The sequence below is a fragment of the Phytohabitans rumicis genome (assembly GCF_011764445.1).
GTDB classification, from domain to species: domain Bacteria; phylum Actinomycetota; class Actinomycetes; order Mycobacteriales; family Micromonosporaceae; genus Phytohabitans; species Phytohabitans rumicis.
The window spans coordinates 814,098-837,628 of sequence record NZ_BLPG01000001.1; the positions used below are offsets into that span (position 1 = coordinate 814,098).

Annotated in this window: 22 protein-coding genes and 1 pseudogene; 16 read left to right on the forward strand and 7 right to left on the reverse strand. The window is 70.1% G+C overall.

The window, feature by feature from the left end; all coding sequences use genetic code 11:
• Positions 1 to 165 precede the first annotated feature (165 nt).
• From Prum_RS03465 to Prum_RS03475, 3 genes are read left to right on the forward strand one after another with little or no spacing between them, the layout of a single operon-like run.
• Complete coding sequence (locus tag Prum_RS03465; protein ID WP_173073884.1) at positions 166 to 771, forward strand: hypothetical protein; 606 nt, start codon at positions 166 to 168, stop codon at positions 769 to 771.
• A gap of 13 nt (positions 772 to 784) precedes the next feature.
• Positions 785 to 1,969, forward strand: a complete 1,185-nt coding sequence (locus Prum_RS03470) for a hypothetical protein (RefSeq protein ID WP_173073886.1) — start codon at positions 785 to 787, stop codon at positions 1,967 to 1,969.
• Positions 1,930 to 3,714, forward strand: coding sequence for a WD40 repeat domain-containing protein (locus Prum_RS03475; RefSeq protein WP_173073888.1), 1,785 nt, complete (start codon positions 1,930 to 1,932; stop codon positions 3,712 to 3,714). Before Prum_RS03470 ends, Prum_RS03475 begins: the two co-directional genes overlap by 40 nt.
• A gap of 34 nt (positions 3,715 to 3,748) precedes the next feature.
• Here Prum_RS03475 and Prum_RS03480 read toward each other — a convergent pair whose 3' ends face one another.
• A complete protein-coding gene (locus Prum_RS03480) occupies positions 3,749 to 4,021 on the reverse strand; it encodes a hypothetical protein (protein WP_173073890.1) in 273 nt (90 codons plus the stop codon).
• Positions 4,018 to 5,748 carry an L-aspartate oxidase gene (locus tag Prum_RS03485; protein WP_173073892.1) on the reverse strand — a complete coding sequence of 577 codons (1,731 nt, stop codon included), beginning with the start codon at positions 5,746 to 5,748 and terminating at the stop codon, positions 4,018 to 4,020. The genes Prum_RS03480 and Prum_RS03485 overlap by 4 nt, the downstream gene beginning before the upstream one ends.
• 166 nt (positions 5,749 to 5,914) lie before the next feature.
• Between Prum_RS03485 and Prum_RS03490 the strand changes: the two genes are divergently transcribed.
• The 5 genes from Prum_RS03490 (at position 5,915) to Prum_RS03510 (ending at position 9,853) form a co-directional block, all read left to right on the forward strand.
• Entirely contained in the window at positions 5,915 to 7,165 is a 1,251-nt protein-coding gene (locus Prum_RS03490; RefSeq protein ID WP_173073894.1) for an arginine deiminase, read from the forward strand.
• A gap of 61 nt (positions 7,166 to 7,226) precedes the next feature.
• Positions 7,227 to 7,952 (forward strand): Rossmann-fold NAD(P)-binding domain-containing protein, encoded by a 726-nt coding sequence (locus Prum_RS03495; RefSeq protein WP_246278519.1) that lies wholly within the window; start codon positions 7,227 to 7,229, stop codon positions 7,950 to 7,952.
• A gap of 96 nt (positions 7,953 to 8,048) precedes the next feature.
• Positions 8,049 to 8,651 carry a sigma-70 family RNA polymerase sigma factor gene (locus tag Prum_RS03500; protein ID WP_173073895.1) on the forward strand — a complete coding sequence of 201 codons (603 nt, stop codon included), beginning with the start codon at positions 8,049 to 8,051 and terminating at the stop codon, positions 8,649 to 8,651.
• A gap of 64 nt (positions 8,652 to 8,715) precedes the next feature.
• Positions 8,716 to 9,429, forward strand: coding sequence for an SDR family oxidoreductase (locus Prum_RS03505; protein ID WP_173073897.1), 714 nt, complete (start codon positions 8,716 to 8,718; stop codon positions 9,427 to 9,429).
• A 58-nt stretch (positions 9,430 to 9,487) separates the two neighbouring features.
• Entirely contained in the window at positions 9,488 to 9,853 is a 366-nt protein-coding gene (locus Prum_RS03510) for a hypothetical protein (protein ID WP_246277619.1), read from the forward strand.
• 20 nt (positions 9,854 to 9,873) lie between these two features.
• Here Prum_RS03510 and Prum_RS03515 read toward each other — a convergent pair whose 3' ends face one another.
• Genes Prum_RS03515 through Prum_RS03525 form a run of 3 tightly spaced genes read right to left on the reverse strand, consistent with a single transcriptional unit; the run spans position 9,874 to position 16,169 of the window.
• Positions 9,874 to 12,657 (reverse strand): helix-turn-helix transcriptional regulator, encoded by a 2,784-nt coding sequence (locus Prum_RS03515; RefSeq protein WP_308785328.1) that lies wholly within the window; start codon positions 12,655 to 12,657, stop codon positions 9,874 to 9,876.
• On the reverse strand, positions 12,641 to 15,364 hold the full coding sequence (locus Prum_RS03520) for an ATP-binding protein (RefSeq protein WP_281368833.1): 2,724 nt from the start codon (positions 15,362 to 15,364) through the stop codon (positions 12,641 to 12,643). The genes Prum_RS03515 and Prum_RS03520 overlap by 17 nt, the downstream gene beginning before the upstream one ends.
• A complete protein-coding gene (locus tag Prum_RS03525; protein WP_173073901.1) occupies positions 15,357 to 16,169 on the reverse strand; it encodes a universal stress protein in 813 nt (270 codons plus the stop codon). Before Prum_RS03525 ends, Prum_RS03520 begins: the two co-directional genes overlap by 8 nt.
• 147 nt (positions 16,170 to 16,316) lie before the next feature.
• Between Prum_RS03525 and Prum_RS49175 the strand changes: the two genes are divergently transcribed.
• The 4 genes from Prum_RS49175 to Prum_RS03540 all read left to right on the forward strand — a co-directional run bounded on the left by Prum_RS49175 (position 16,317) and on the right by Prum_RS03540 (position 18,940).
• Positions 16,317 to 16,667 carry an SDR family oxidoreductase gene (locus Prum_RS49175; RefSeq protein ID WP_218576994.1) on the forward strand — a complete coding sequence of 117 codons (351 nt, stop codon included), beginning with the start codon at positions 16,317 to 16,319 and terminating at the stop codon, positions 16,665 to 16,667.
• 29 nt (positions 16,668 to 16,696) lie between these two features.
• Positions 16,697 to 17,059, forward strand: coding sequence for an SDR family oxidoreductase (locus Prum_RS49180; protein ID WP_218576995.1), 363 nt, complete (start codon positions 16,697 to 16,699; stop codon positions 17,057 to 17,059).
• A gap of 157 nt (positions 17,060 to 17,216) precedes the next feature.
• Positions 17,217 to 17,729: a hypothetical protein gene (locus Prum_RS03535; protein WP_173073903.1), complete on the forward strand. Its 513-nt coding sequence runs from the start codon at positions 17,217 to 17,219 to the stop codon at positions 17,727 to 17,729.
• 29 nt (positions 17,730 to 17,758) lie between these two features.
• A complete protein-coding gene (locus Prum_RS03540) occupies positions 17,759 to 18,940 on the forward strand; it encodes a hypothetical protein (RefSeq protein WP_173073904.1) in 1,182 nt (393 codons plus the stop codon).
• A 96-nt stretch (positions 18,941 to 19,036) separates the two neighbouring features.
• On the opposite strand, the gene Prum_RS54385 is transcribed toward Prum_RS03540, so the two are convergent.
• Positions 19,037 to 19,255: a hypothetical protein gene (locus tag Prum_RS54385; RefSeq protein ID WP_308785451.1), complete on the reverse strand. Its 219-nt coding sequence runs from the start codon at positions 19,253 to 19,255 to the stop codon at positions 19,037 to 19,039.
• Between the two features lie 64 nt (positions 19,256 to 19,319).
• Here Prum_RS54385 and Prum_RS54390 point away from each other — a divergent pair.
• The 4 genes and pseudogenes from Prum_RS54390 to Prum_RS03555 all read left to right on the forward strand — a co-directional run.
• A pseudogene (locus Prum_RS54390) lies at positions 19,320 to 19,433 on the forward strand (hypothetical protein); the annotation flags it as partial.
• 35 nt (positions 19,434 to 19,468) lie between these two features.
• Entirely contained in the window at positions 19,469 to 20,275 is an 807-nt protein-coding gene (locus tag Prum_RS03545) for a glycoside hydrolase family 16 protein (protein ID WP_308785329.1), read from the forward strand.
• A 185-nt stretch (positions 20,276 to 20,460) separates the two neighbouring features.
• Entirely contained in the window at positions 20,461 to 22,248 is a 1,788-nt protein-coding gene (locus Prum_RS03550; RefSeq protein WP_173073906.1) for a sigma-70 family RNA polymerase sigma factor, read from the forward strand.
• Entirely contained in the window at positions 22,226 to 22,873 is a 648-nt protein-coding gene (locus Prum_RS03555; RefSeq protein WP_173073908.1) for a DUF305 domain-containing protein, read from the forward strand. Before Prum_RS03550 ends, Prum_RS03555 begins: the two co-directional genes overlap by 23 nt.
• On the opposite strand, the gene Prum_RS50800 is transcribed toward Prum_RS03555, so the two are convergent.
• Positions 22,860 to 23,519, reverse strand: coding sequence for a DUF1996 domain-containing protein (locus Prum_RS50800; RefSeq protein WP_246278520.1), 660 nt, complete (start codon positions 23,517 to 23,519; stop codon positions 22,860 to 22,862). The two genes, Prum_RS03555 and Prum_RS50800, sit on opposite strands and share 14 nt — an antisense overlap.
• Positions 23,520 to 23,531: the final 12 nt, after the last annotated feature.

Here is a 23,531-nt window from a genome sequence, read left to right on the forward strand (position 1 = left end):
TAAAACCGACTTCCGGATCCCTCTCCCCGACCAGTTACGGGATGCTTACCCAGCGATACGCGCGGCGTTCGGTCGCGCTACAAACTGGCGGGTGACTGGATGCCAGAACAATCATCACATCGGTTCCTCGGAAAGCTTGTCCTGGCTGGCTCGGCCATCGCGATAGTGGGGCTCGGGACATGGTCGCTCACCCGTGATCTGACGGACGGCGCCGCGTGGGCCGGGGTGGCGGGCCTGTTTTGCGGCTTCGCGCAAGCGGCCCTGTCCGCCGCCAGTTACCTGCGCCGCAGCGAAGCCTCCTGGCGCGACGCCGAAGGGCTGGCCGACAACCTGGCGCAGATCGTTCAGGCGGAGTGGCTGGGCGAGGTCGCCGCCCGGCACCTGCGCGATCCGAAGGTACTGCCGCTGTCCTGGACAAGCACGCGTGGTGACCTCGACGAACGCCCACACCGGGTCGTACGGGACCGGCTGGCCGGGCGGATGGACGGTCGCTTCGACGACGTTGTCGTCCAACTCGCCGACGGATACCGACGCATACCCAGCGGCCGGTTGGTGATCGTCGGCGAGCCCGGCGCGGGCAAGACCGTCCTGGCCATGCTGCTCACGCTGGGCCTGCTGAAGGCACGAGCCAGCGGCGCGCCGGTACCGGTGCTGCTGGCAGCCTCGTCGTGGGATCCGGTCCGCGAGGGTCTCGACGACTGGGTGGTACGCACGTTGGCCGACTCCTACTACGCCGGCCGGTCGGTCGGAGATCCCACGCCGGTTGCTTGACCATCGGCTCCTGATGCCAGTGCTGGACGGACTCGACGAGATACCCGAGTCGGCCCGCCGCGGCGCGGTCCGCGCGCTCAACCACGCCATCGGTGCCGACCACCCGATCGTGGTGACGTGCCGCACCGCCGAGTACGCCGACGTGATCACCGATGGCGCGCCCACCCTGCACCGGGCGCCGGTTGTACAGATCGTGCCGGTGCCCGCGGCCGATGTCATCGGGTACCTGTCCCAGGTCGACTGGCCCGACGGCACCGCGTGGGAAGCCGTCTACGCCGACGTGCGAGCCCAGCCGCAGGGTCCGGTGGCCTCGGCGTTGTCCACCCCGCTGATGCTCGCCCTCGCGCGCATGGTCTATCAGCGCCTCGGCGGGGACCCCGGCGACCTGCTGGACGCCACCCGGTTCGACTGTCGTCACGCGGTGGAGGACCACCTCACCGACCGGGTCATCGATGCCGCGTACGCCCCGGATCGCCTGCCCTCCGGCAACCCGGTGCACCAGACACCTGCTCGGTGGACAGCGCGGCAGGCGCGGCCCTGGCTGACCTTCCTGGCCATCTACCTGCATCGCTACCGCGAACGTGACCTGGCCTGGTGGCGGCTCAGCCAACGACTGCTCTCACCCTGGGTCGCCCCCGGCATCGGCATCGGCGGAGGCATCGCGCTGATGAGTGGGATCTCAGCCGGGATCGCCGCCGCGAACACCAACGCGAACACCGAAGACGCCATCCCGCTGGATGAAGCGCTGACCGTCGCAGCCGCTGTCGGCGGCACGTTCACCATCTTCGCGATCGTGATCTGGTACGCGGGAGCCGGTCGGGCACCAGGACGGCTGTCGTTCGCGATCCGCGGCTCGCTGGGCCGGCTACGCCGCGGGTTCGCGACCGGCGCGGCGCTGATCGCTGTCCCCGCCGTGCCCGTCCTGCTCGTGGCCGCAGGTGCCATCCAGGTCAGCGACGGATGGTCCTTCACCGTCATCCAGACCTACATCGAGGCGCTCGCTGCCGTGACCGCCCTCGCCGTCGTGGTCGCGGTGGCCCTGGCCGTACACAACTGGCTTGATGCCCCGCCAACAAGTGCGGCGCAGGCCAGCCCGAGGGCTTCCTGCGGCAGGACCGTCGATCCTCCTGGGTGGCGGCGGCGGTCGGGGGAGCGGTCGTGGCTGTTCTCACGGCTCCGGCGCTCGCCGCCGCCCTGATCCTCGGCAGCCTGTCCAGTCAATGGCTCACCGGCTGGCCTGGATGGCCCGGCAACCCCGACGTGTCCGCGACCGTCTCGACCCGCTGGTGGGCGGACACCGACACGGACACAACCCTGCCCACCCCGGACGGCAGCGTGAAACTGATGATCATCGGTGCGGCGTGCGTCGTCCCCGGGCTGATCTTCGCGCTGCTGGCCCTGCTCACTCGGGCGTGGCCACGGTTCACGCTCACCCGGGTGCTGCTGGCCGGACAGGGTCGCCTACCGCTGCGCCTGCTCAGCTTCCTCGCCGACGCCAGGGACCGACAGCTGCTTCGCCAGTCCGGCGGCGCATACCAGTTCCGGCACGTCCGCCTGCAGGAACGCCTCGCCGACCAAAGCACCGCGACCCCTGACATCCCCGGCCGGGCCACGCCCGCGACACCCGGGTCCGATCGGCGCAGATACCGCCGGCCGATCGTGGCGGCGACCGCGACCGCGGTCGCCCTGACAGCCTCGATCGTTGGTGTCATCCACCTTCCGCGAGACACCGCACGGGCCACCTTGACCGATCGCCCCGCAATCGTGACCGACGTGGCGTTCAGCCCTGACGGGCAGACCGTGGCCACCGCCAGCGACGACGGCACCGTAAGACTCTGGAACACCGCCACCGGCCGCCCCATCGGCGAGCCCATGACCAGCCACGGCGAGGAAGAAGCGTCCTACGTGATGTTCAGCCCTGACGGACAGACCTTGGCAGTCGGCGGCGACAGCGACGATCACGGCACCGCATGGCTGTGGAACGTCGCCACCGGTCGGCGCATCGCCACCCTGAAGGGCTACTGGGCATTCAACCCACACGGACAAAACGCTGCCTCCGCCAGCGACGACGGCGCCATACAGCTGTGGAATACCGTAACCGGCGAGTTGATCACGACCATGGCCGGCCACACCGACCGCGTGGACCGCGTCGGATTCAGCCCTGACGGACAGCTCCTGGCAGTCGGCGACAGCGCCGTCGATCACGACACGGCACGGCTGTGGAACGTCGCCACCGGCCACCTCATCGCCACCCTCACCCGCAGCCTCAGCACCCCGCCGCCCGGCGACTACTTCGCCGGTCACAACTGGGAGTTCAGCTCCGACGGGCGGACGATCACCACCCTCGGCGGCGACGGCACCGTACGCCTCTGGAACACCGCCACCGGACGGCTCGTCACAACGCTGAACGGCAACACCGCCGACGCGGACGATGCGGTGCTGGCTCCGGGCGGGCAGACCGTCGCCGTCTTCGGCGCTGACCGAGTGGTCCGACTGTGGAATATCGCCGCCGGACAACGCATCACGAGCCTGGCCTACGAGCTCCCCTCGTTCGTGGGTACCGGCGTCGACTACATCGACGGCCAGACATACACCAGCGCTGTGGTGTTCGGCCCCGACGGGCGGACCCTCGCCGCCGAGGACTGCGGCGGGTTCCGGCTGTGGAACATCGCCACCGGCAAGCCCGTCATCGCCCAGCAGGAACCCTGCCTTGGCACCAACACCGTGACCGTGTGGTTCAACCCCGACGGGCGAACACTGGCCACCACCAGCGACGACGGCACCGTACGCCTCTGGAACACCGCCACCGGTCACCCCATCGGCGAACCCCTGACCGGCCACACCACCACCGTGACCACCGTGGTGTTCAGCCCCGACGGGCAGACCGCGGCCACCGCCAGCCACGACGGCACCGCACGACTGTGGGACATCCAGACCCGATAGCAGCCCAACCCCTCGCCCTGGCCACCGCGTTCGGTCAGCGGGCCGGAGGGTGCGCGTGCACGTACGCCAGCACGTGGTGCGCGACCTCCGTCGCGCTCGAGACCACGGCGCGATGCAGGGCGCTGTCCAGCCGCATCGAGAACGCGATGGCGTCGAGCATCCGCGCCATCCCGAACATGGCGTACTCGCCGGGTGGATGGGAGCGGTAGACACCCATCTCGATCCCGTGACGCAGCCGTTCCGCGGCCTCGACGAGCAGGTCGGGGTCGCCGTGCAGCCCCCACGACATCGCATCTTGAGTGGTCATTCGACGAGCTTGCCCACAGTGGACACCTCGCGCATGAGTGCGGCGAGGTCTTCCGGGATCGGGGGCAGCCCTTCGCGTTCGATCCGCCCCGGCCCGGACCAGACGAGGTTGACGCGAAGCGCATCGTCGAGCTCCGGGTAGTCGGCGCGATTGTGACAGCCACGGGTCTCACGCCGCTCGAGCGCCGCCTCAAGGGTGGCGCGTGCGGCCAGAGCCGCGGTTTTGAGGTCGAACGCGTGCGCGAGATCCTGAAAACCGGCCAGGTCAGGGTGTACGCCCACGTCCTTCATCCGCTCTTCGAGATCGTCCAGTTCGGACAGTCCGGCGAGCAGGCCGGTTTCGTCGCGGACTACGCCGGCGTGTTCGGTCATGGTGTTCCGCAGCCCGCGCTGCAGGGCCCGCACGTTCTCCGGACCGTCGGCCGCCAGCAACTCGTCGATTTCGCCGCGGGCGTCCGCTGTTGCCGACGGTGAGCGCCGCTGTGCCCCCAACTCGCGCGAGTAGCGCGCGGCGGCCTCGCCGACTATGCGGCCGTAGACCAGCAACTCGATGAGGGAGTTTCCGCCGAGCCGGTTGGCGCCGTGCAGGCCGCTCGCCGCCTCGCCGATGGCGTACAGGCCGTCGACGCCGGTGCCGTGGTCTTCCGGACGCACCCAGACCCCGCCCATCGAGTAGTGAGCGGTCGGCGCGATCTCGATCGGTTCCCTGGTGATGTCGAGCATCTGCAGTTCGAGCAATGTCTGGTACACGCGGGGGATTCGCCGCATGATGGTTTCCCGAGGCAGGTGGGAGACGTCGAGCCACACGCCTCCGCCTGGCGTCCCGCGCCCCTCTTTGATCTCCGTGTACTCGGCCAGCGCCACTCTGTCGCGAGTGGACAGTTCCATCCGTTCGGGGTCGTAGCGGGCCATGAACCGCTCCCCCAGCGCGTTACGCAGCACCCCACCTTCGCCACGTGCCGCCTCCGAGACGAGCGTTCCCGCGGCGTTCTCCGGCGCGATGAGACCGGACGGATGGAACTGGACGAGCTCCGCGTCCCGGATCCGGCCGCCGGCGAGTACGGCGAGGCGGAAGGAGTCGCCGGTGTTCTCGTCGCGGCGCGACGAGGTGCGGCGCCAGATGCGCGTGTGCCCGCCGGCGGCGAGGATCACCGCGTCGGCGTGGATCACATAGCGTTTCCCGTCTACCACGTCGAATCCGTATGCGCCGAAGACGACGTTGTCCCGCACCAGGATCCGTGTGACGTAGACCGTGTCCAGTACCGGGATGTCGAGCTGCGCCGCCCGGTTCATCAACGTGCGTTGGATCTCCAGTCCGGTGTAGTCACCGGCGAACGCGGTACGCCGGTAGGTGTGCGCACCGAAGAAACGCTGCGAGATCCTGCCGTCGGCCTCGCGCGCGAAGGGCATTCCGTAGCGTTCGAGATCCGCGATGCCGCGGGCGGCGTTCCGCGTCACGATCCGCACCGTCTCCGGATCAGCCAGCAGGTAGCTCTCCAGCAGCGTGTCGGCCGCGTGCTGCTGCCACGAGTCTTGCGGGTCCATCGTCGCCAGCGCCGCGTTGATGCCACCGGCGGCGAGCGCGGTGTGCGCGTCCGCCTTCGGCCGTTTGCCGACCGCGAGCACGTCGACCCCGCGCTCGGCCAGCTCGATGGCGGCCCGCAAGCCCGCCCCACCGGTGCCGATGACGAGGACCGAGGTCGCGATCTGGTGCTCGTTGCCGTTCATCGCTCTCCCCGCGCGTCGGAACGTCGTCGATAGCTAGGACAGGACGGGCCCTCGGTTCGTGACAGGTCACGGAACCGACCCCGGGCCGGTCCTAGTTGGGCAACTGCTCGGTGAGCCCGATGAGGAGGGATGTCATGAGACGAGGTAGAGCGAGATGAGCGGACCGATGACCCTCACCAGTACCGGCAGCGGCCTCATCGTCGGCGTGGACTCCGAGATCGGCGCGCTGTGCGAAGTGATCGTGCACCGCCCCGGCCTCGAACTCGAACGGCTGACCCCCGGCAACATCACCGACCTGCTCTTCGACGACGTGCTGTGGGTCAGCCGTGCCCGCGCCGAGCACGACGCGTTCGTCGAAGCCCTGCGCGAGAACGATGTGACCGTCCACCTGTTCGCCAACCTGCTCGCCGAGGCACTGTCCACTGCGGATGGTCGAGCGTTCGCCCTCGACCGCACGCTCACCGCCGAGCGCCTCGGCGCCAGCCTCGCCTGCGAGGTGCGCGCTCTGTTCGACGACGCCGACCCGGCCATGCTGGCCGAGTACCTCATCGGCGGGGTGACCAAGGCCGACCTGTCGCCGCTCCGCCGGCCCAGCCTGCCCTGGCAGACCCTCGACGTCGACGACTTCGTACTCACCCCGCTGCCCAACACCCTCTTCCAGCGCGACAACGTCGCCTGGATCGGCGCCGGCGTCACCATCAACCCGATGGCCAAGGCGGCCCGCCGCCGGGAGTCCATCAACACCCGCACCGTCTACCGCTACCACCCGCTGTTCCGCGATGCCGACTTCTGCGTCTACTACGGCGGCGACGACGCCGACCACGCGCCAGCGACCTTGGAGGGCGGCGATATCCACGTCATCGCCCCGGGCGTCGTCCTTGTCGGCATGGGCGAACGCACCACCCCGATGGGCGTCGAGACGCTCGCCCGCCAACTGTTCGCCACCGCACAGGCCCGGCTCGTCCTCGCGGTGGAGCTGCCCAAGACACGCGCCGCCATGCACCTGGACACCCTGCTCACCATGGTCGACTTCGGCACCTTCGTCGCCTATCCGTACCTGGACTGGGACGAGGTCCGGTGCTGGCGCATAACTCCTGGCGGCTCGCCCACCGACATCGACGTGGAGGAGAGCCGGGGCCTGCCCGCGACGCTGGCGCAGGCTCTCGACGATGTCCCGCTCAAGGTGCTGACGGTCGACGCGGACCGCTCCAGCGCCCAGCGGGAGCAGTGGGACGACGCGAACAACTATCTGGCCATCGCGCCCGGCGTGGTCATGGGTTACGACCGCAACGTCGTCACCAACACGATGCTGCGCCGGAGCGGCATCGACGTCATCACGCTCGCCGGCAGCGAGCTCGGCCGCGGCCGCGGCGGCGCCCGCTGCATGAGCTGTCCGATACGCCGCCACCCGCTCTGAGCGATGGGAGACCTTTCATGAACGGTTCGCTGCTGCGGGACCTGGATCTGGACAAGCGGCAATTCCTCGACCTGCTGACCCTGGCCGCCCGACTCGCTGCTCGTTCGAGGCCGCCGCCTACGACCAGGGCGCACAGGTCACCTACCTCGGACCAGAGGGATCCCACCTCGGCCGTGAGGAGTCCGTCGCGGACGCCGCCCGGGTGCTGGGGCGCGCCTTCGACGGCATCGCGTTTCGCGGCTACGCCCAGGACACCGTGGAACAGTTCGCCGAGCACGCCGGCGTTCCGGTATGGAACGCGCTCACCGACCTGTGGCACCCGACCCAGAGCCTCGCCGGCATCCTGACCATGACCGAGCACCACGGCGGCGACATCGAGGACATCGCCCTCTGCTTCACCGGTGACGGTCACAGCAACGTCGCCCGATCGTTGCTCGTCACCGGCGCCCTGCTCGGCATGGACGTACGCATCGCGGCGCCCGCGGACCTGCAGCCGCCCGCCGACGTCATCGCCGCGGCCGAGGCCGCCGCACGATCCAGCGGCGCGCGCCTGCTGATCACCGACGACCTCCACACAGCGGTACGCGGCGCGGACTTCATGCACTGCCTGCCCGCGATTCACAACCGCGGCACCGCCATCGGCGCCCGCCTGCACCAGCAATTCGGACTCGACGGCGCCGAGGTGACCGAAGAGGTGTTCGAGTCCAAACGGTCCATCGTGTTCGAACAGGCCGAAAACCGGATGTACACCATCAAAGCCCTCCTCGTCGAGGCACTGGCGGACTGAGCCACCCCCGGGGCACGGGGCCCCGGGGGGTACCAGGGACCCGACCACGGGTTCTACGGGCGCGAACGGGACCCGAACCGCGGGACGGTGCTTGTCATGTTGAAGACAGACTCGGCCGAGGCGACGGCCGCGTTCCAGAGCGTCCGTTCCCGACTGTTCGGGATCGCCTACCAGATGCTGGGTCGGGCGACCGACGCCGAGGACGTCGTCCAGGACGTGTGGATCCGCTGGCAGGGCGCGGACCGGGCACAGGTCCGGGATCGGGTCGCGTTCCTGGTGACCGTGACGACGCGGGTCGCACTTAACGCGGCGACCTCCGCCCGCGCGCGCCGGGAGATCAGCGCCGGCGGTCAGCGGCTCAAGCCCGACCTCGCGGCCGCCGATCCGGCGCTGGAGGCGGAACGCGCCGAGGAGCTCGAGGTCGCGGTCCACCTCCTGATCGAACGCCTGTCCCCCGTCGAACGTGCCGTGTACGTGCTCCGGGAGGCGTTCGACTACCCGTTCCGCGAGATCGCGGAGACACTCGAGATCAGCGAGGCCAACGCGCGGCAGCTGGCACATCGAGCGCGCCAGCATCTCGCCACCCAACGACCGGCCCCGGTCGATCCGGCGGATCGGGGCGGCCTCCTGGACGCCTTCCTCGGCGCCGCCCGAGCCGGCGAGATGGCGCGCCTCATCCACGTGCTCACCACGGTCTGAGGCTGTCACATTTCGCCCCTCGTCCTGGTCCATGTTCTGTAGGTCACGAGAAGGGACGGACGCGATGAAGATGGCGGTGGCCGGGGGGACCGGCTGGGTCGGCAAGCTGGTGGTGGAGCGGGCGCGGGAGCGGGGCCACGAGGTCGTGGTGATCTCCCGGTCGGGCGGCGTCGACCTGATGACGGGGGCTGGTCTGGACGACGCGCTGCGTGGTGTGGACGTTGTGATCGACGTGGCGAACGTGTCGACGCTGAGCCGTAAGGCGTCGGTGGCGTTCTTCGAGACCGAGACGCGCAACCTGCTGGCGGCTGAGCAGCGGGCGGGCGTACGCCACCACGTGCTGCTGTCGATCGTGGGGGTCGACCGGGTCGACTCGGGCTACTACATCGGCAAGCGCCGCCAGGAGGAGCTGGCGCTGGCCGGCCCGATCCCGGTGACGCTGCTGCGGGTGACGCAGTTCCACGAGTTCGCGGCGCAGATGCTCGACAAGGTGCCTGGCCCGGTGAAGGTGGCGCCGTTGATGTTGAGCCGGCCGGTCGCCGCCTCCGAGGTCGCCGCCGAGCTCGTACGCCTGGCCGAAGGCCCCGCCCAGGGCCGGACGACCGAGCTGGCCGGCCCCGAGGTGCTGACGATGGCGTCGATGATGCGCCGCCTGGCCAAGGGCAAACTGGTGCTGACGGTGCCCGTCGGCAAGGCGATGGCGAACGGTGGCGTACTGCCGACCGGCGACTTCAACCGTGGGAAGATCACCTTCGAGCAGTGGGCGGCGTCGCGATGACCATGACGGCCAAGCGCTGGATGGCCGCCGTGCTGGCGGTGGCGGCGGCGTACCAGGGGTGTGGGCGGCGGGCTTCCCACTGTCGTTCTACCAGGACTTTCCGGGGCCGGGGCTGCACTGGGTGGCGGCGCTCGGCCCGTACAACGAGCATCTGGTCCGCGATGTGGGGGCGCTCAACCTGTCGCTGCTGGTGCTGAGCGTGTGGGCGCTGCGCCGCCCGACACAGGACTCCATGGTGGTGACGGGGGGCGCCTGGCTGATCTACAACGCGATCCACTTCCTGTGGCACGTGCTGCACCTGGAGGTCTTCCCGACCATCGACAAGATCAGCGTGGTGGTGATACTGGCTGGCCTCCTGATCCTCTCGATCCTCCTGATGCTGCCCGTGAGGTCGTCGGGCAGCGCCGCCCCTACTGAGGCGTGATCAGGGCGTCCTTCAAGTCGTTAGAACGACTTGAAGGACGCCCTGATCACGCTGGGGATCTCCTTGCGGGAGCTGATACCGAACTTCGAGTACACCTTGCCGAGGTGCCATTCGACCGTGTGGGGGCTGATGAACAGCCGGGCGCCGATCTCGGGGTTTGTGAGGCCGTCGGCGGCGAGGCGGGCGATCCGCGCTTCCTGGGAAGTGAGCTCCTCGTGCGTCGCGACGGCGGGTTTGCTCACCGTCGCCCCCGTGGCCCGCAGCTCGCGACTCGCGCGCTCCGCGAACGCCGCGGCCCCGAACTGGCTCAGCATCTCGTGCGCGCCGCCTAGTTGAGCGCGTGCGTCGACGCGGCGGCCCTCGCGGCGCAGCCATTCGCCGTAGCAGAGTCGGGCGCGAGCGAGCGCCATCCGGTTCTCGGTCTTGCCGAGCCGTTCGATCGCCTCGCGGTACCGGTCGTCGGCTGCCGGCCCTTCGCTTGCCAGGGCTCGCACGTAGGCCCTCGTGCCGAGAGCCCAGTCGGTGCCGGCGGCCTGCGCCATATCGCTGATTCTCTGGACCGCCTCGGCCGCGTCGGCTGGGCGCCCGAGTCGCGCGGATGCCTCGATGAGCTCAACCATCGAGTCGGTGGCCAGGCCGAATTCCTCTGGGTTCTCGCAGCCGCGCTTCGCGGCCGCGGCGGCCTCCTCGTACCGACCGAGGCCGTTGTAGAGCACCGCCGCCGCCCATTGCGTGTCGGCCAGCATCCGTCCGTGCCCGGCCACGTGACGGGCCGCTTGAGTGATCGCTTCGATCGCCTGGTGCGTCGCGGATTCTCGGCCTCTCCACGGCTCGAGAAACAGCGCGCCGTAGTGCGCCCAGAAACCGCTGCCAACCGCCTCGCCGACCGCAACCACCTCCGCTGCCAGGGATTCCGCGCCGGCGAGGTCGCCGGCGCGGACCCGGTTCGGCAGGCGGTGCAGGAGCGCCGATCCCAGCACAGTCAAGGCCCCCGCCCCGCGCGCCAGGTCGACCAGTCGGGCAGAGAGTACGGACCAGCCCTCGAAGTCCCAGGTATCCGAAGCCATCCGGCACGCGAGCGGGAGCCAGCCAAGGCCCTGTTCCGCCGAGACCGCACCGGTCTGGAAGGCAGCGAGCGCCTCCAGCAGCACAGGTGCCCCGGCGGCGTACCCCTCTGCGGTCCTCCGCGCCAGGCCCGCCAGAATCAGAACCTCGCGCGTTGGCTCAGCCGCCTTCGGCGCGGCAAGAATGGCCTCGGCCACCTCGCTTGGCAGTGGGCCAGCGGTGAGAGCCGTGAAGCACGCCTCCCAGTAGGTGGCGCGGGCGATCCGGGCGTCGAGCGGGTCCAGCCGCTTGGCCGCCTCGATCAGTAGCGGCACGCCTGCGCTCGCACCCCTCGTATAGAACGTGAGCCGACCGCGCAGCAACGCCAACTTCGCGGCATCGAGCTCGTCGAGAGGGCTCAGCTCCGACGCGTCCGCCAGTTCGAGCGCGGCGTGGAACGCGCCGGCCTGATACGTGGCCTGTGCCGCCGCCAACGTTCTGGCTCCGCGACGTGCGGGGTCGGGGGTCAGCTCGGCGGCGCGACTGAGGAAGGCCGCCGCCGCGGCGACTCCGCCGCGCGCCTGCGCCCGATCCGCCGAGCGCTCCAGCTCGGCGGCCACCGTCTCGTCAGGTCCGGCCGTCGCGCGCGCCAGATGCCACACCCGACGATCAGGATCGAGCTGAGCGTCGGTCGCGTCCGCCAACGCCATGTGTACCTCGCGACGCTCGTCAAGCCCCGCCGCGTGATAGGCCGCCGAACGCACGAGCGGGTGCCGGAACCGCACGCTGGTGCCGAGGGTAACCAGCCCGGACGCTTCGGCGTGCAACGCGGCCTCATCTACCGCGATCCCCAACCTTCCGGCCGCACGCCGCAACAACATCACATCGCCGACCGGCTCGGCGGCGGCGGCGAACAGCAGGCGTTGCGTCTCGGCGGGCAGTGCTCGAACGCGGCGCAGGAAGCCGTGCTCGAGCTGGCTCGACAAGGGTCGCGCGTCGGGGCGCATGAAGCCGCCCGCCATCTCGGCCGCGGTCAACCCGCGCGGCAGCTCGAGCAGAGCCAACGGGTTGCCGCTCGATTCGGCGACGATGCGGTCGCGCACCCCTTCGTCGAGGCGGCCGGCGACGACCGATTCGAGGAGTGTTCGCGAGTCGCTGTCGGTCAGCCTCGTCACCTTGAGCTCGGGCAGGCCGCCGAGCGTCTCGCCGGGACTGGGCTCACGTACGGCGAAGACGAGCAGGATCGACTCCGCGTACAGCCGCCGGGCGACGAACTCCAAGGTTTGTGCCGACACGCGATCCAACCACTGCGCGTCGTCGACGAGGCAGACCAATGGCTGATCACCGGCGGCATCCGCGAGGAGGCTCAGCGCCGCCAGGCCCACGAGGAACCGGTTGGGCGGAGCACCGTCACGCAGACCGAACACCGTGCGGAGCGCGTCGCGCTGAGGCTCGGGGAGGCGGTCGAGGCCGGCGAGCAGTGGAGCGCACAGCTGATGCAGGCCGGCGTACGACAGCTCCATCTCGGACTCGACGCCGGCGGCCCTGAGGAGGCGGCAACCGGTGCTGCCCTCCAGGAGGTACGTCAACAGCTCGGTCTTCCCGATGCCCGGCTCGCCACGCAGCACGAGGGCCCCACTACGCCCCTCCCTGGCTCCCGCCAAGAGGTCGTCAAGGGCCCGGCACTCGTTTCGCCGCCCGAGGACTCTCGGACCGCTCCTGGTCACGGCAGCCTCACGCAGGTCAGGGTACCGCTCCACCGGCGATGCCCAGCTTGGCGAAGATCTTGCGCAGGTGCCACTCGACGGTGTATGGGCTGAGGAGGAGCTGGGCACCGATTTCGGCGCTGGTCAGCCCGCTGCGGGCGAGCGCGGCCATGTGCGCCTCCTGCGCGCTCAGGGTGTCGCTCGTGCGGGCGGCGTGTTCGGCTACCGCCTCGCCGGCGGCGGCAAGCTCGCGGCGGGCGCGGTCCGCGAACGCGTCCGCGCCGGCCGCGGTGAGGATGTCGTAGGCGCTGCGTAGCTGAGGGCGGGCCTCCTGGCGCCGGTTCTCCCGCCGCAGCCACTCGCCGTACAGCAGGTGGGCGCGGGCCAACTCCATCCGCAGTTGGGTCCGGCCGAGGTGCTCAATCGCCTGCCGGTACAACGCCTCCGCCGCGCCTCCCGTAGCCAGCAACGCACCCGACCGGGCCCGCACGCCGAGCGCCCACTCGGTCCCGCAGGCTTGGGTCGTCGCCGCGAGCCGCTCGTACGCGCCCGCCGCGAGCTCCGGCCGGCCGCTGCGAACGGCCGACTCGATCAGCTCCGCCAGTGCCCAGTAGACGACGGCCGTCTCGAGCGGATGCTCAGCCGCGGCGCGGGCCGCCGGCAGGGCCTCGGCATACCGCGCGAGTCCGTTCAGCAGCAGCGACCGCGCCCAGTGCGTAACCATGACCCCGGTGTCTTCTCCGCGGGCCACCACGTCGGCCATGCTCGCCTCGATCAACGGGACAGCCTCGGCTTCGTCCCCGCGCCAGGCCGCGAGCGCGAGCGCGCCGTACGGTGCCAGCCCGCGCCCGGTCGCCTCCCCGATCGCCTTGACCTCCGCGACCAGTGACGCGGCCGCCGCGCGCTCGCCGGCGAAGAGGCGCACGACGACGAGCGAGTTCAAGGCAAGCGGGAGTTCGCTGAGGGCGCCGACATCCCGCGCGGCCTGGACGTGCCGAGCGGTCAGGATCGACCAGCTCTCGTCATCCCACGTATCGGCGGCGGTGACCGCCGCCAGCCACAACCAGGGCAGCTCGCTCGCCTCCGACGCGTCCTGCATGCGGAACGCCGACAGGGTCGCCTTCGCCAGCGGCACGAAGGCTTCGTACCCGTCGGTCAGCAACGCCGCGCGGCTGTCCAGCAGGAGATCGCCGGGACGGTCCCGGGTCGGCCTCGGCGCTGCCCGCACCGCACGCACCATCTCCAGAAACCCGGCATCGTCGGCGAACCCGCCGGCCAACATGGCGGCCGCCATCGCGTCGCGGTATGTGGTGCGGGCGAGCGCACCGTCCAGCGGTTCGAGCCGGCGGGCGGCTTCCAGGAGCAGCCGCGGCGCGCTCATGTCGTGACCGGAGGCGAATGCGAGCTGTGCCCGCAACAGACTCACCCGCGCCAGGTGGAGTTCATCGGCCAGGCCCTCCTCGGCTCCGCGCAGCAGCTTCAGCGCGGTCTTGAAGGCGCCGGCCTGCATCTCTGCCTGGGCTGCGGCCAGTGCGCGGATCGCGCGCGTCGCCGGGTCCGGAGTCAGTTCGGTCGCGTGCCGCAGCAGCTCGGCCGCGGCCGCGACACCGCCGCGGCGCTGCGCCCGGTCGGCAGAGCTGAGCAGTTCGGCGGCGATTCGCTCATCGGCGCCGGCCGCCCCGTGCGCCCGGTGCCAGGCGCGCCGATCGGGGTCGACAGCCGGATCGGTCGCCTCGGCGAGGGCCCGGTGCACGTCACGACGGTCCGCGGGCGTCGCCGCACGGTAGACCGCCGACCGCACCAGCGGATGCCGGAACCGCACCCGGACACCCAGCTCTATCAGTCCGGCAGCCTCCGCCGGCACGACCGCGCTCATCGCAAGATCCAGCAGCTTCGCCGCGCGGAACAACAACGTCACGTCACCGACCGGTTCAGCCGCCGCCGTGAGCAACAGCTTCCGCGTCGGCGACGGCAGCGATCCCACCCGCAGGGCGAAGCTCCGCTCGATCCGGCTCCACAATGGTCGCGCGTCGGGACGCATGAACCCGCCCGCTATCTCGGCCGCGGTCAACCCGCGCGGCAGCTCAAGCAGGGCCAGCGGATTGCCGCGCGTCTCGGCGACGATCCGATCCCGCACCCTCTCGTCGAGCCGCCCGGGGACGACCGAGTCCAGCAGTGCGCGGGCGTCCTCGTCGGCCAGGCCGCCGACGACCAGCTCCGACAAGCCTCGCCAGGTCGACCCGGTCGCCGGCTCCCGGACCGAGAACACCACACCGATCCGCTCGGCGAACAGACGCCGCGAGACGAACGTCAACGTCTGCGCCGAAACCTGATCCAGCCACTGTGCATCGTCAACCACGCACATCAGCGGCCTGTCCTGCGACACCGTCGCCAGCAGACCCAACACGGCCAGTCCGACCAGGAATTTGTCCGGCGGACTTCCGACGCTGTAGCCGAACGCGACAGCGAGCGCCTCGCGCTGCGGAACCGGTAAGCGATCGCGGAGGTCCAGCATCGGCACGCACAACTGATGCAAAGCTGCGAACGGAAACTCCATCTCGGATTCGACACCCGCGGCACGCGCCACCCTGCATCCGGTCGAACGCCCCACGACGTATTCGAGCAGAGCCGACTTCCCCACACCCGCGTCACCACGGATCAGCACGGCCCGCCCTCTGCCGGAGCGAACCTCAGCGACCATCCGGTCCAGGACCGCGCACTCCTTTGCCCGGCCGCGCAGCCCGTGATAGCGCTCATCCACGCGAGCCACCGGTCGCTGGTACGACCGCGACCGGACAGGCGGAGTGGTGCAGAAGCGTCTGACTGACCGAGCCGAGTAGCAGGCCCTTGACGGCGCCCCGGCCACGGGATCCCAACACCACCAGCTGTGCGCTCTTCGAGCGCTCGACCAGAACGTTTCGCGGGTGTCCACGAATCAGTTCGGGCCGGACCACGACATCGGGGTACCGCTCCGGCCAGGCGGCCAACCAGTCGGTGCGGGCTGAATCATTCCATGCGAGCATCGGGACCAGTTCCGCCCCGCGGTACGCGCATTCCTCGAAGGCGAAGCGGACCGCGCGTTCGGCTCCCTCGGACCCGTCGACGCCCACCACGACCGGACCGGCCGCCGGCTCCGCACCGCGAATGACCAGGACCGGGCAATGGGCGTGTGCCGCCGCGTGTACGGCGACCGAACCGACGACCACACTGCTGATGCCGCCCATGCCCCGATCGCCAAGCACCAGCAGCGTGGCCCGACGGGATTCCTCGAGGAGCACGGGCGTCGCGGCCCCGTCGATCAACGCCGCGGTGACCGCTACCTGCGGTGCCGTCTTTCTGGCCTCCGCCGTGGCCTCCCCGAGAAGGCTTTCCGCATGGTGCCGCAGGCCCGTCCCGGGTAGGTCACCGGCGACCGGTCCGACGTCCACGTGCAAGGACGGCCAGATGAAGGCATGCACGATGTGCAGCGGCTCGCCCCGGTGGTACGCCTCTGTGGCGGCGGCGCGCACCGCGGCAAGGGCCTGTTCCGATCCGTCGATGCCCACGACCACCCGCTCGGTGTTCATGCAGCAAGGACCGCGCGGCGCCGCGGCTTGTGACATCGGCCGCTGCCCGGTGTCCGCGTCACGGATCCGCGGGCCGCCCGGTCCTTGATTCGGCGCCGCCCACCGACTGCGGGCGGCGAAGTCATTCGTCGGACAAAGGGGTACGTCATGAAGGTCGTGGTAATCGGAGGCACGGGGCTGATCGGCTCGAAGCTGGTGACCAAGCTGGGCGAGCATGGTCATGAGGCGGTGCCGGCGGCCCCCGACACGGGCGTGAACACGATCACCAAGGAAGGGCTGCCCGAGGCGCTCGAGGGCGCGGCCGTCGTGGTGGACGTGTCGAACTCGCCATCATTCGACGAAGCCGCGGTGGTGGAGTTCTTCGGGACCTCCACCACCAACCTGCTGGAGTGCGCGGCGAAGGCGGGGGTCGGCCACTACGTGGCGTTGTCGGTGGTGGGAACGGAGCAGTTGTCGAATTCCGGCTACTTCCGGGGAAGGCCATCCAGGAGCGGCTGATCCGTGAGTCGGGTCGGCCGTACTCGATCGTGCACGCCACCCAGTTCTTCGAGTTCGTCAAGGCCATCGCCGACTTCAGCACGATCGACGGCGAGGTACACCTGCCGCCGGTGCTGTTCCAGCCGATGGCGGCCGACGACGTCGCCGCCGGCGTCGGGCGCGTCGCGGTGGGGCAGCCGGTCAACGGCATCCGCGAGATCGGAGGTCCGGAGCAGTTCCGGCTCGACGAGCTGGTGCGCAACGCTCTCGCGGCCAAGGGCGACCCGCGGAAGGTCATCACCGACGACAACGCCGGCTACTCCGGCGTTCGGGTGAACGAGCGGACGCTGGTCCCGGGCCCGGACGCCTGGCTCGGCGAGATCACCGTCAAGATGTGGCTCGCACAGCAGTAGCCGCGAGCCCAGCACTCCTGCGCGCGCGGTGCTTGACGCCCGACCACGCGGACCGGCCGTCGGTCCGCGTGGTCGCTCGACCTCGACGACGTGGTACCGGGTGGCTCCCGGCCTGCACCGAGTGACGGGCGAGGTAGGCATCGGTTAGCGTCACCGTATGGCGGAACAGGACGGGCGTGGACGTTCGGTGTTTGTCTACCGTGTCGGGGCCGGTGCTGGCACACAGGACGTCATTTCGGTGATGGAGCACGAGTGGGTCAGCAAGCACGGCCTGCCCACCGAGGCGATCCTGGGCGTGATCCGAAGGCCGCAGGGCTTCGGTGACGACGTCAGTCCCGACAAGTTCGAGGAGAATCCCGGCTTTGTGGGATTCCTGCACGAGTTGATCGCGGCGCATGTCCTCGAACTCCGGCAGGTGGTGCGCGGGGCCGCAGGGCAGGACGGCGCTTTCATCTACCTCGTGGATGGCCGGACGACCAAGCAGGGCGGCGAGGTGGCACTGCAGGATGTGATCGGCATGGTCGCGGTGGACGCGGGCAGACTCGTGCCTGGCTCCTATCAACCGAATCCCGCCCATCGCCTGTACACCGCCGATGGCTTCTTCGTCCTTCCGCCGGAGCTGGAGTCCGTACTGCGCCGCGAGATTCTCGCGCGCGGCGGCCAGCGCTGACCGCGCATCGACGGCTTTCAGGGGGCGGCATGTACGACGAACTGCTCGCCGCTGTGCGTGCCCGGGTCAATCGGTACGGCAACAGCGGTGACGCGCAGGATGTGCTGCACCCCGCCGGGGTTCGCGATGCGCAGGCGCTGCTGACGGCGGCACGTGAGTTGTCCGGTGGCGATGGCCGGACTCCGCTGATCGATGCGCAGCACGCGGCCGGGCTGCTGTACTACGCCCGGCACGTCGTGCTGTCGGCTGGCGATGACGAGACCGACCTGGACCTGGCCGAGCCGTTGCTGCGGCCGGTGTTCGACCACATCGCCGACCTGGCCGACCAGCTGCGGGCGCTCGCCGACGTGCTAACCCGGCCGGTTCGGCTGAACCCGCAGCGGGTCGCCGTGTTCACCTTCGCTGGTCGGCCGCTCGCCGAGATCGACGCCGTCATCGCGGTCACCCGTCACGCCATCCTGGCCGCCGGCGACGGCACGGACAGCATGCCGCTCCACATGAACCTCGCCGAGGCGCATCAGCTGCGGTACACCAGAACCGGCGACGTCGCGGACCTGACCGACGCCGTCGACATCGCCCGGCAGGTGCTGGCGGCGACACCCGCCGATGACCAGATGTACGGCAACCGGCTCACCACGCTCGCCACGTTCCTGCAACTGCGGTTCGCGTCCGCAGCGACCATCGCAGATCTGGACGCCTCGATCGAGGCGTACGCCGAAGCGCTGACCTCGGCCGGGGACGACGACGAGGACCGTCCCATGTATCTGTCGAACCTCGGCCGGGCGCGCATGACCCGCTACGTGTACGTTTCGCGGGATCCCGCCGACCTCGACGCGGCCGTCGAGCTGGTCCGGACGGCGGTGGCCAGGACCCCCGACGGTGACCCGGCCCGGGACACCCGCCTGCACGCGCTCCACCAGGCATACTGGCTGTGCTACGCCCGCACCGGCGACCTCGCGGACCTGGAGGCGGCGCTGCGAGCCGCGCACGAGGCGATCGAGGCGACCCTGCCGGAGCACCCGGACCGTCCCGAACGAATCTTCAACCTCGGCGCCACCCACCTGGCCCGCTACGAACGGACCGGACACAGCGACGACGCCGCCGCGGCCAAGGACGTCGCGAAGCGGCTCATGCGCGCCGTGCCAAAAGATCATCCGCTGTACGCGGCCGCCCACGACCTGCTCGACCGCGCTCGGCGCAGCCATCGCTGAGGCGAGCAGTCCGTCAACGAGCAAGACTTAATTTAAGTCCTGTATTGACCACGAGCCGGGCACCGGCATAGCCTCTGATGGATCTGTTAAGTAACCTCACAGATCCCAGATGGGAGGTACGCCGGTGCGAAGACTCAAGTCGTTGGGCTCCGCCGCGCTCGTGGCGTCGATGTTGGCGACGGGCTTGATCGCCTTGTCTGCCCGAGGCGCCGCGCAGGCCGCGGTCGTGTGGAACGAGGACTTCAACGGCGTGTCGGGGCAAGGAGTGGACACGTCGAAGTGGAACTTCGACACCGGTGGCGGCGGCTTCGGCAACCAGGAGCTCCAGTACTACAACAGCGGCACCAGCAACGTGTACCAGGACGGCCAGGGACATCTGGTGATCGAGGCGCGGCGCGAAAGCGGCGGGCGCAGCTGCTGGTACGGCACGTGCCAGTGGACGTCCGGCCGGATCCAGACCGCTGGCAAGTTCACGCAGCAGTACGGCCACGTCGAGGCCAGGATCCAGGTTCCGAAGGGCACCGGCCTATGGCCAGCCTTCTGGATGCTCGGCGGGGCAACTGGCCCACCGACGGCGAGATCGACATCATGGAGAACGTCGGGCGCGACCCGAACACCGTGTACGGCACGATTCACGGCCCCGGTTACTCCGGCGGGAACGCAGTGGGCGGCACCCGCAACATCGGCCAGCCGGTCGGCGACGCGTACCACGTCTTCGCGATCGACTGGTCGCCGAACCTCATCATCTGGACCCTCGACGGCGCAGAGTATTTCCGCGCCACCCCGGCCAGCGTCCGCGGCAACAGTTGGGCGTTCGAGCACCCCTTCTTCATCATCTTGAACCTCGCGGTCGGCGGCACCTTCCCCGGCAGCCCGAACGCCAGCACGCCGTCGGTCAACCGCATGCTCGTCGACTACATCCACGTCAGCACGACGAGCACCCCGCCGACCGGCACCAACGCGCTCCGCGGGACCGAAAGCGGCCGCTGCGTCGACGTACCCGGCGCCAACCCCGCGGACGGGATCCGGTTGCAGGTCTACGACTGCAACGGCACGGCGGCGCAGCAGTGGACGGTCGGGTCGGACGGCACCGTGCGCGCACTCGGCAAGTGCATGGACGTGGCCGGGGCAGGCACCGCGAACGGCACCGCGGTGCAGCTGTACACGTGCAACGGCACCAACGCCCAGAGGTTCACCCTCTCCGCCGCCGGCGACCTGGTGAACACCGGCGCCAACAAGTGCGTCGATGTGGTCGCCCACGGCACCGCGAACGGGTCGCAGCTCCAACTGTGGGACTGCACCGGCGGCGCGAACCAGAAGTGGACCAGAATCTGAACCTTAGGTTGCCGCCCTCCCAGCCGCGTCTGTCGCACGGCTACCCTGCCCCAGGCCGTCGCCAACCTGATCAGGGAGGCTGCTGGCTGAATTCGGTAATCCGGGTCCGCTCCCACGGGTCTCCGCTTAGAGAGCACCTGCCCGGAGTGGACCCGGGCGACCGGGGTCCGCAGGAGGAGTGAGACATGGCGTCAACCGGCCGGCAGCTACCCGACGCGGGGCTGGTCGTCGCGGCCCAGCACGGGGACCAGCAGGCACTCGATGACGTGGTCGCGGGATCGCTCCCACTGGTTTACAACATCGTCGGGCGAGCGCTTCGCGGCCACGCCGATGTCGACGACGTGGTTCAGGAGACCTTGGTACGAGTCGTGCGCCACCTGTCCGACTTGCACGATCCGACGGCGTACCGCTCCTGGCTGGCGGCGATCGCGATCCGGCAGATACGCGACTGGGAGCAGCGCCGACGGGTGATCCGCGATCGCCTCGCCGGGCTTGATGCCGCCCAAGACGTGCCCGACCTCGGCTCGGACTTCGCCGAATTGACCATCCTTCGGCTCGGTCTCACCGAGCAACGGCGCGAGGTCGCCGAGGCGACCCGCTGGTTGGACCCGGACGACCAGGACCTGCTCTCGCTGTGGTGGTTGGAGGAGACCGGCGATCTCGACCGTACCGATGTCGCCGAAGCGCTCGGCCTTTCCTCCGGACACCTCGCGGTGCGGATCCACCGGATGAAGGAGCAGATCCAGAGCTCCCGGACCGTGGTGCGGGCGCTGCGTGCGTACCAGGGCTGCCCGGCCCTGCGCACGGTCACCGCCGGCTGGAACGGCGTGCCCACTCCACTGTGGCGCAAGCGCCTGGCCCGACACGTGCGGGACTGCCCGTCCTGCGGACGCCAAGGCGGCGCCCTGGTGCCGATCGAGCGCCTGCTCGCGGGTATCTCCCTGCTGCCCGTGCCCGCCGGCATCGCCCTTCACGCCAAAGGCTCGGCCCTGACGCCGGCCGCCTGGCGCCACGCGCTGCTGAGTCGACCACGAGGATTGCTTACACCCCTCGTCGTCGGGACAGCCGCCATCGTTCTCGGCGTCACAGCCGTGGTCGTGACCAGGTCGGACGATCCGCCGCCGGCGACGTACGTCGCGCCGGCCCCGAGGCCCAGCGCCTCGATCGCGGCGCCGTCGCCCACGCCGTCGCCGAGCACGCGACCGACGACGGCGGCGCCGGCTGTGCCTGCGGTCAGTTCGCCGCGCAAGGGGGTCGGAGTGTGGAACTTCACCGGGGTCAGCCAGGCCCTGGCCAACTCGAAGGCCGGCTGGTACTACACCTGGGGCACCCAGCACCCCGGCATCACCACCCCCCGCGGGGCGACGTTCGTGCCGATGATCCGCGCCGAGGAGAACGTCACCAGCACCGAACTGGCACGGGCGAAGGCGGCCGGACCGTACCTGCTCGGCTTCAATGAGCCGGACCTGCCCGGGCAGGCGGACATGACCGTCGAACGGGCCCTGGACCTGTGGCCGCGGCTCATGGCCACCGGCAGCACACTCGGCAGCCCCGGCGTCGCCTGGGGCGCCGCGGACCCCGGCGGCTGGCTCGACCGGTTCATGACCGGGGCCCGCACGCGCGGCCACCGGGTCGACTTCATCACCCTGCACTGGTACGGCGCGGACTTCACCACCGCCAATGCCACGGGCCAGCTCCGGCAGTACATCGAGGCGGTCCACGAGCGCTACGGCAAGCCCATCTGGCTCACCGAGTTCGCCCTCATCCGGTTCGTCGACGGCCGGCAGGTCTTCGCCACCGAGAAGCAGCAGGCTGCCTTCCTCACCGCCGCCGCCACCATGCTCGCCGCGCTCCCCTACGTCGAGCGCTACGCCTGGTTCGGTCTTCCCGCCACCGACAAGGACCGCAGCGGCCTCTTCCGCGGCGCCACCGAGACCACCGCGGTCGGACGTGCCTTCCAAGCCGCCCGCTGACCGGACCGGGCCGATCTGGCGGATCGCCGGCGTTGTCGCCGCCCTGGTCGCGACGACGCTGGCCGTCGTTCTCGCCCAGGGTTGGGGCCGTCCCCCCACCCCGCCAGCGACCGGACCGGTGGTACTCAACGGCACCGATAACGCCTTCATCCAGTTGGTGATCCCGATGACCGAGGGTGCGATCGCCCTCTTCGACTACCTGGACTCCAGGCCTGCGGACGTCGACCCGCCGCTGCGTGCCCTCGCCGGCAGGATGCGGGTCGAGCACCGGAGCGAGGTACGCGAGATGCGGTCGATTCTGGCCGCCGGCAATACCTCGGAGCAGAACGTCCACGAGGGACACCAGATGCCCGGCATGGTGACCGAGGCCCGCCTCGCCGGGCTGCGCGCGGCGCCCGCCACCGAGACGCGATCCCGGGCGGTGGCCCTGATTCGGGCGCACCTGGAGCAGACCGTGCTGCTGTGCCGGGGCGTGGGAACGTCCGGCGCCAGCCCGGTGCTGAAGGAGCTCGCCGGCCGGATACGGCAGGCCCGGACCGCGGAGCTCAGCCAGTTGGACGGAATGGGTGGCGCGGTGGCCCGCCTGGAGGCGGGCCACCGTCCGGGTGGTGTCAGCCGAAGCTAGGTGTGGTGCCGCACTTGGCGCTCGCGACGATGCAGACCTTCACCAGCGCGCCGAGGTTCGCCGGCTTCCAGGCGTTGGCGAAGTCGCCGTGCATGGAGGACGCCATGCCCGAGGACAGCGACAGGCCGTCACCGCCCAGGGATTCGTAGTTGACCATGAACGAGAGGTTGGGCACCGCGACCGGATACTCGCCGGTGCATCGGCCGTCCTTCATGGGGCCCATGTGTGACTTGTGGTTGGGCGAGTCGATGTGCTTGCCGTCCCAGCAGTCCTGGAACACCAGCTGGAAGATCAGGTTGCCGCCGGGGGCACAGATCGGCCAGTTGCCGTCCGCGCTGCGCCCGATCTCGGCGCTACCGGCGCACCAGAATTCGCCGCTGCCGCCGTTTCGCGTGGCTACCTGTCGCTTCGCGTCACCCTGCACCACCACCAGGCCCGGCGGGAACGGCACGACCTTCGACGGGTCCTTGACTCGGGCGCCATAGTAGACGCGGAAGCTCTTGATCTTGACGGGCTTGCCGTCACGCATCAGCTGCGGCACCCAGTAGGCGCTGTTGTCTCCGGGCGCGTCGCAGGTCGTGCGGCGCGCGAGCAGGTCGGCCGTGGTCGTGGTGGCGTCCACGACAGGGCCGAAGAAGGTGTGCATGTGGGAGGCGCC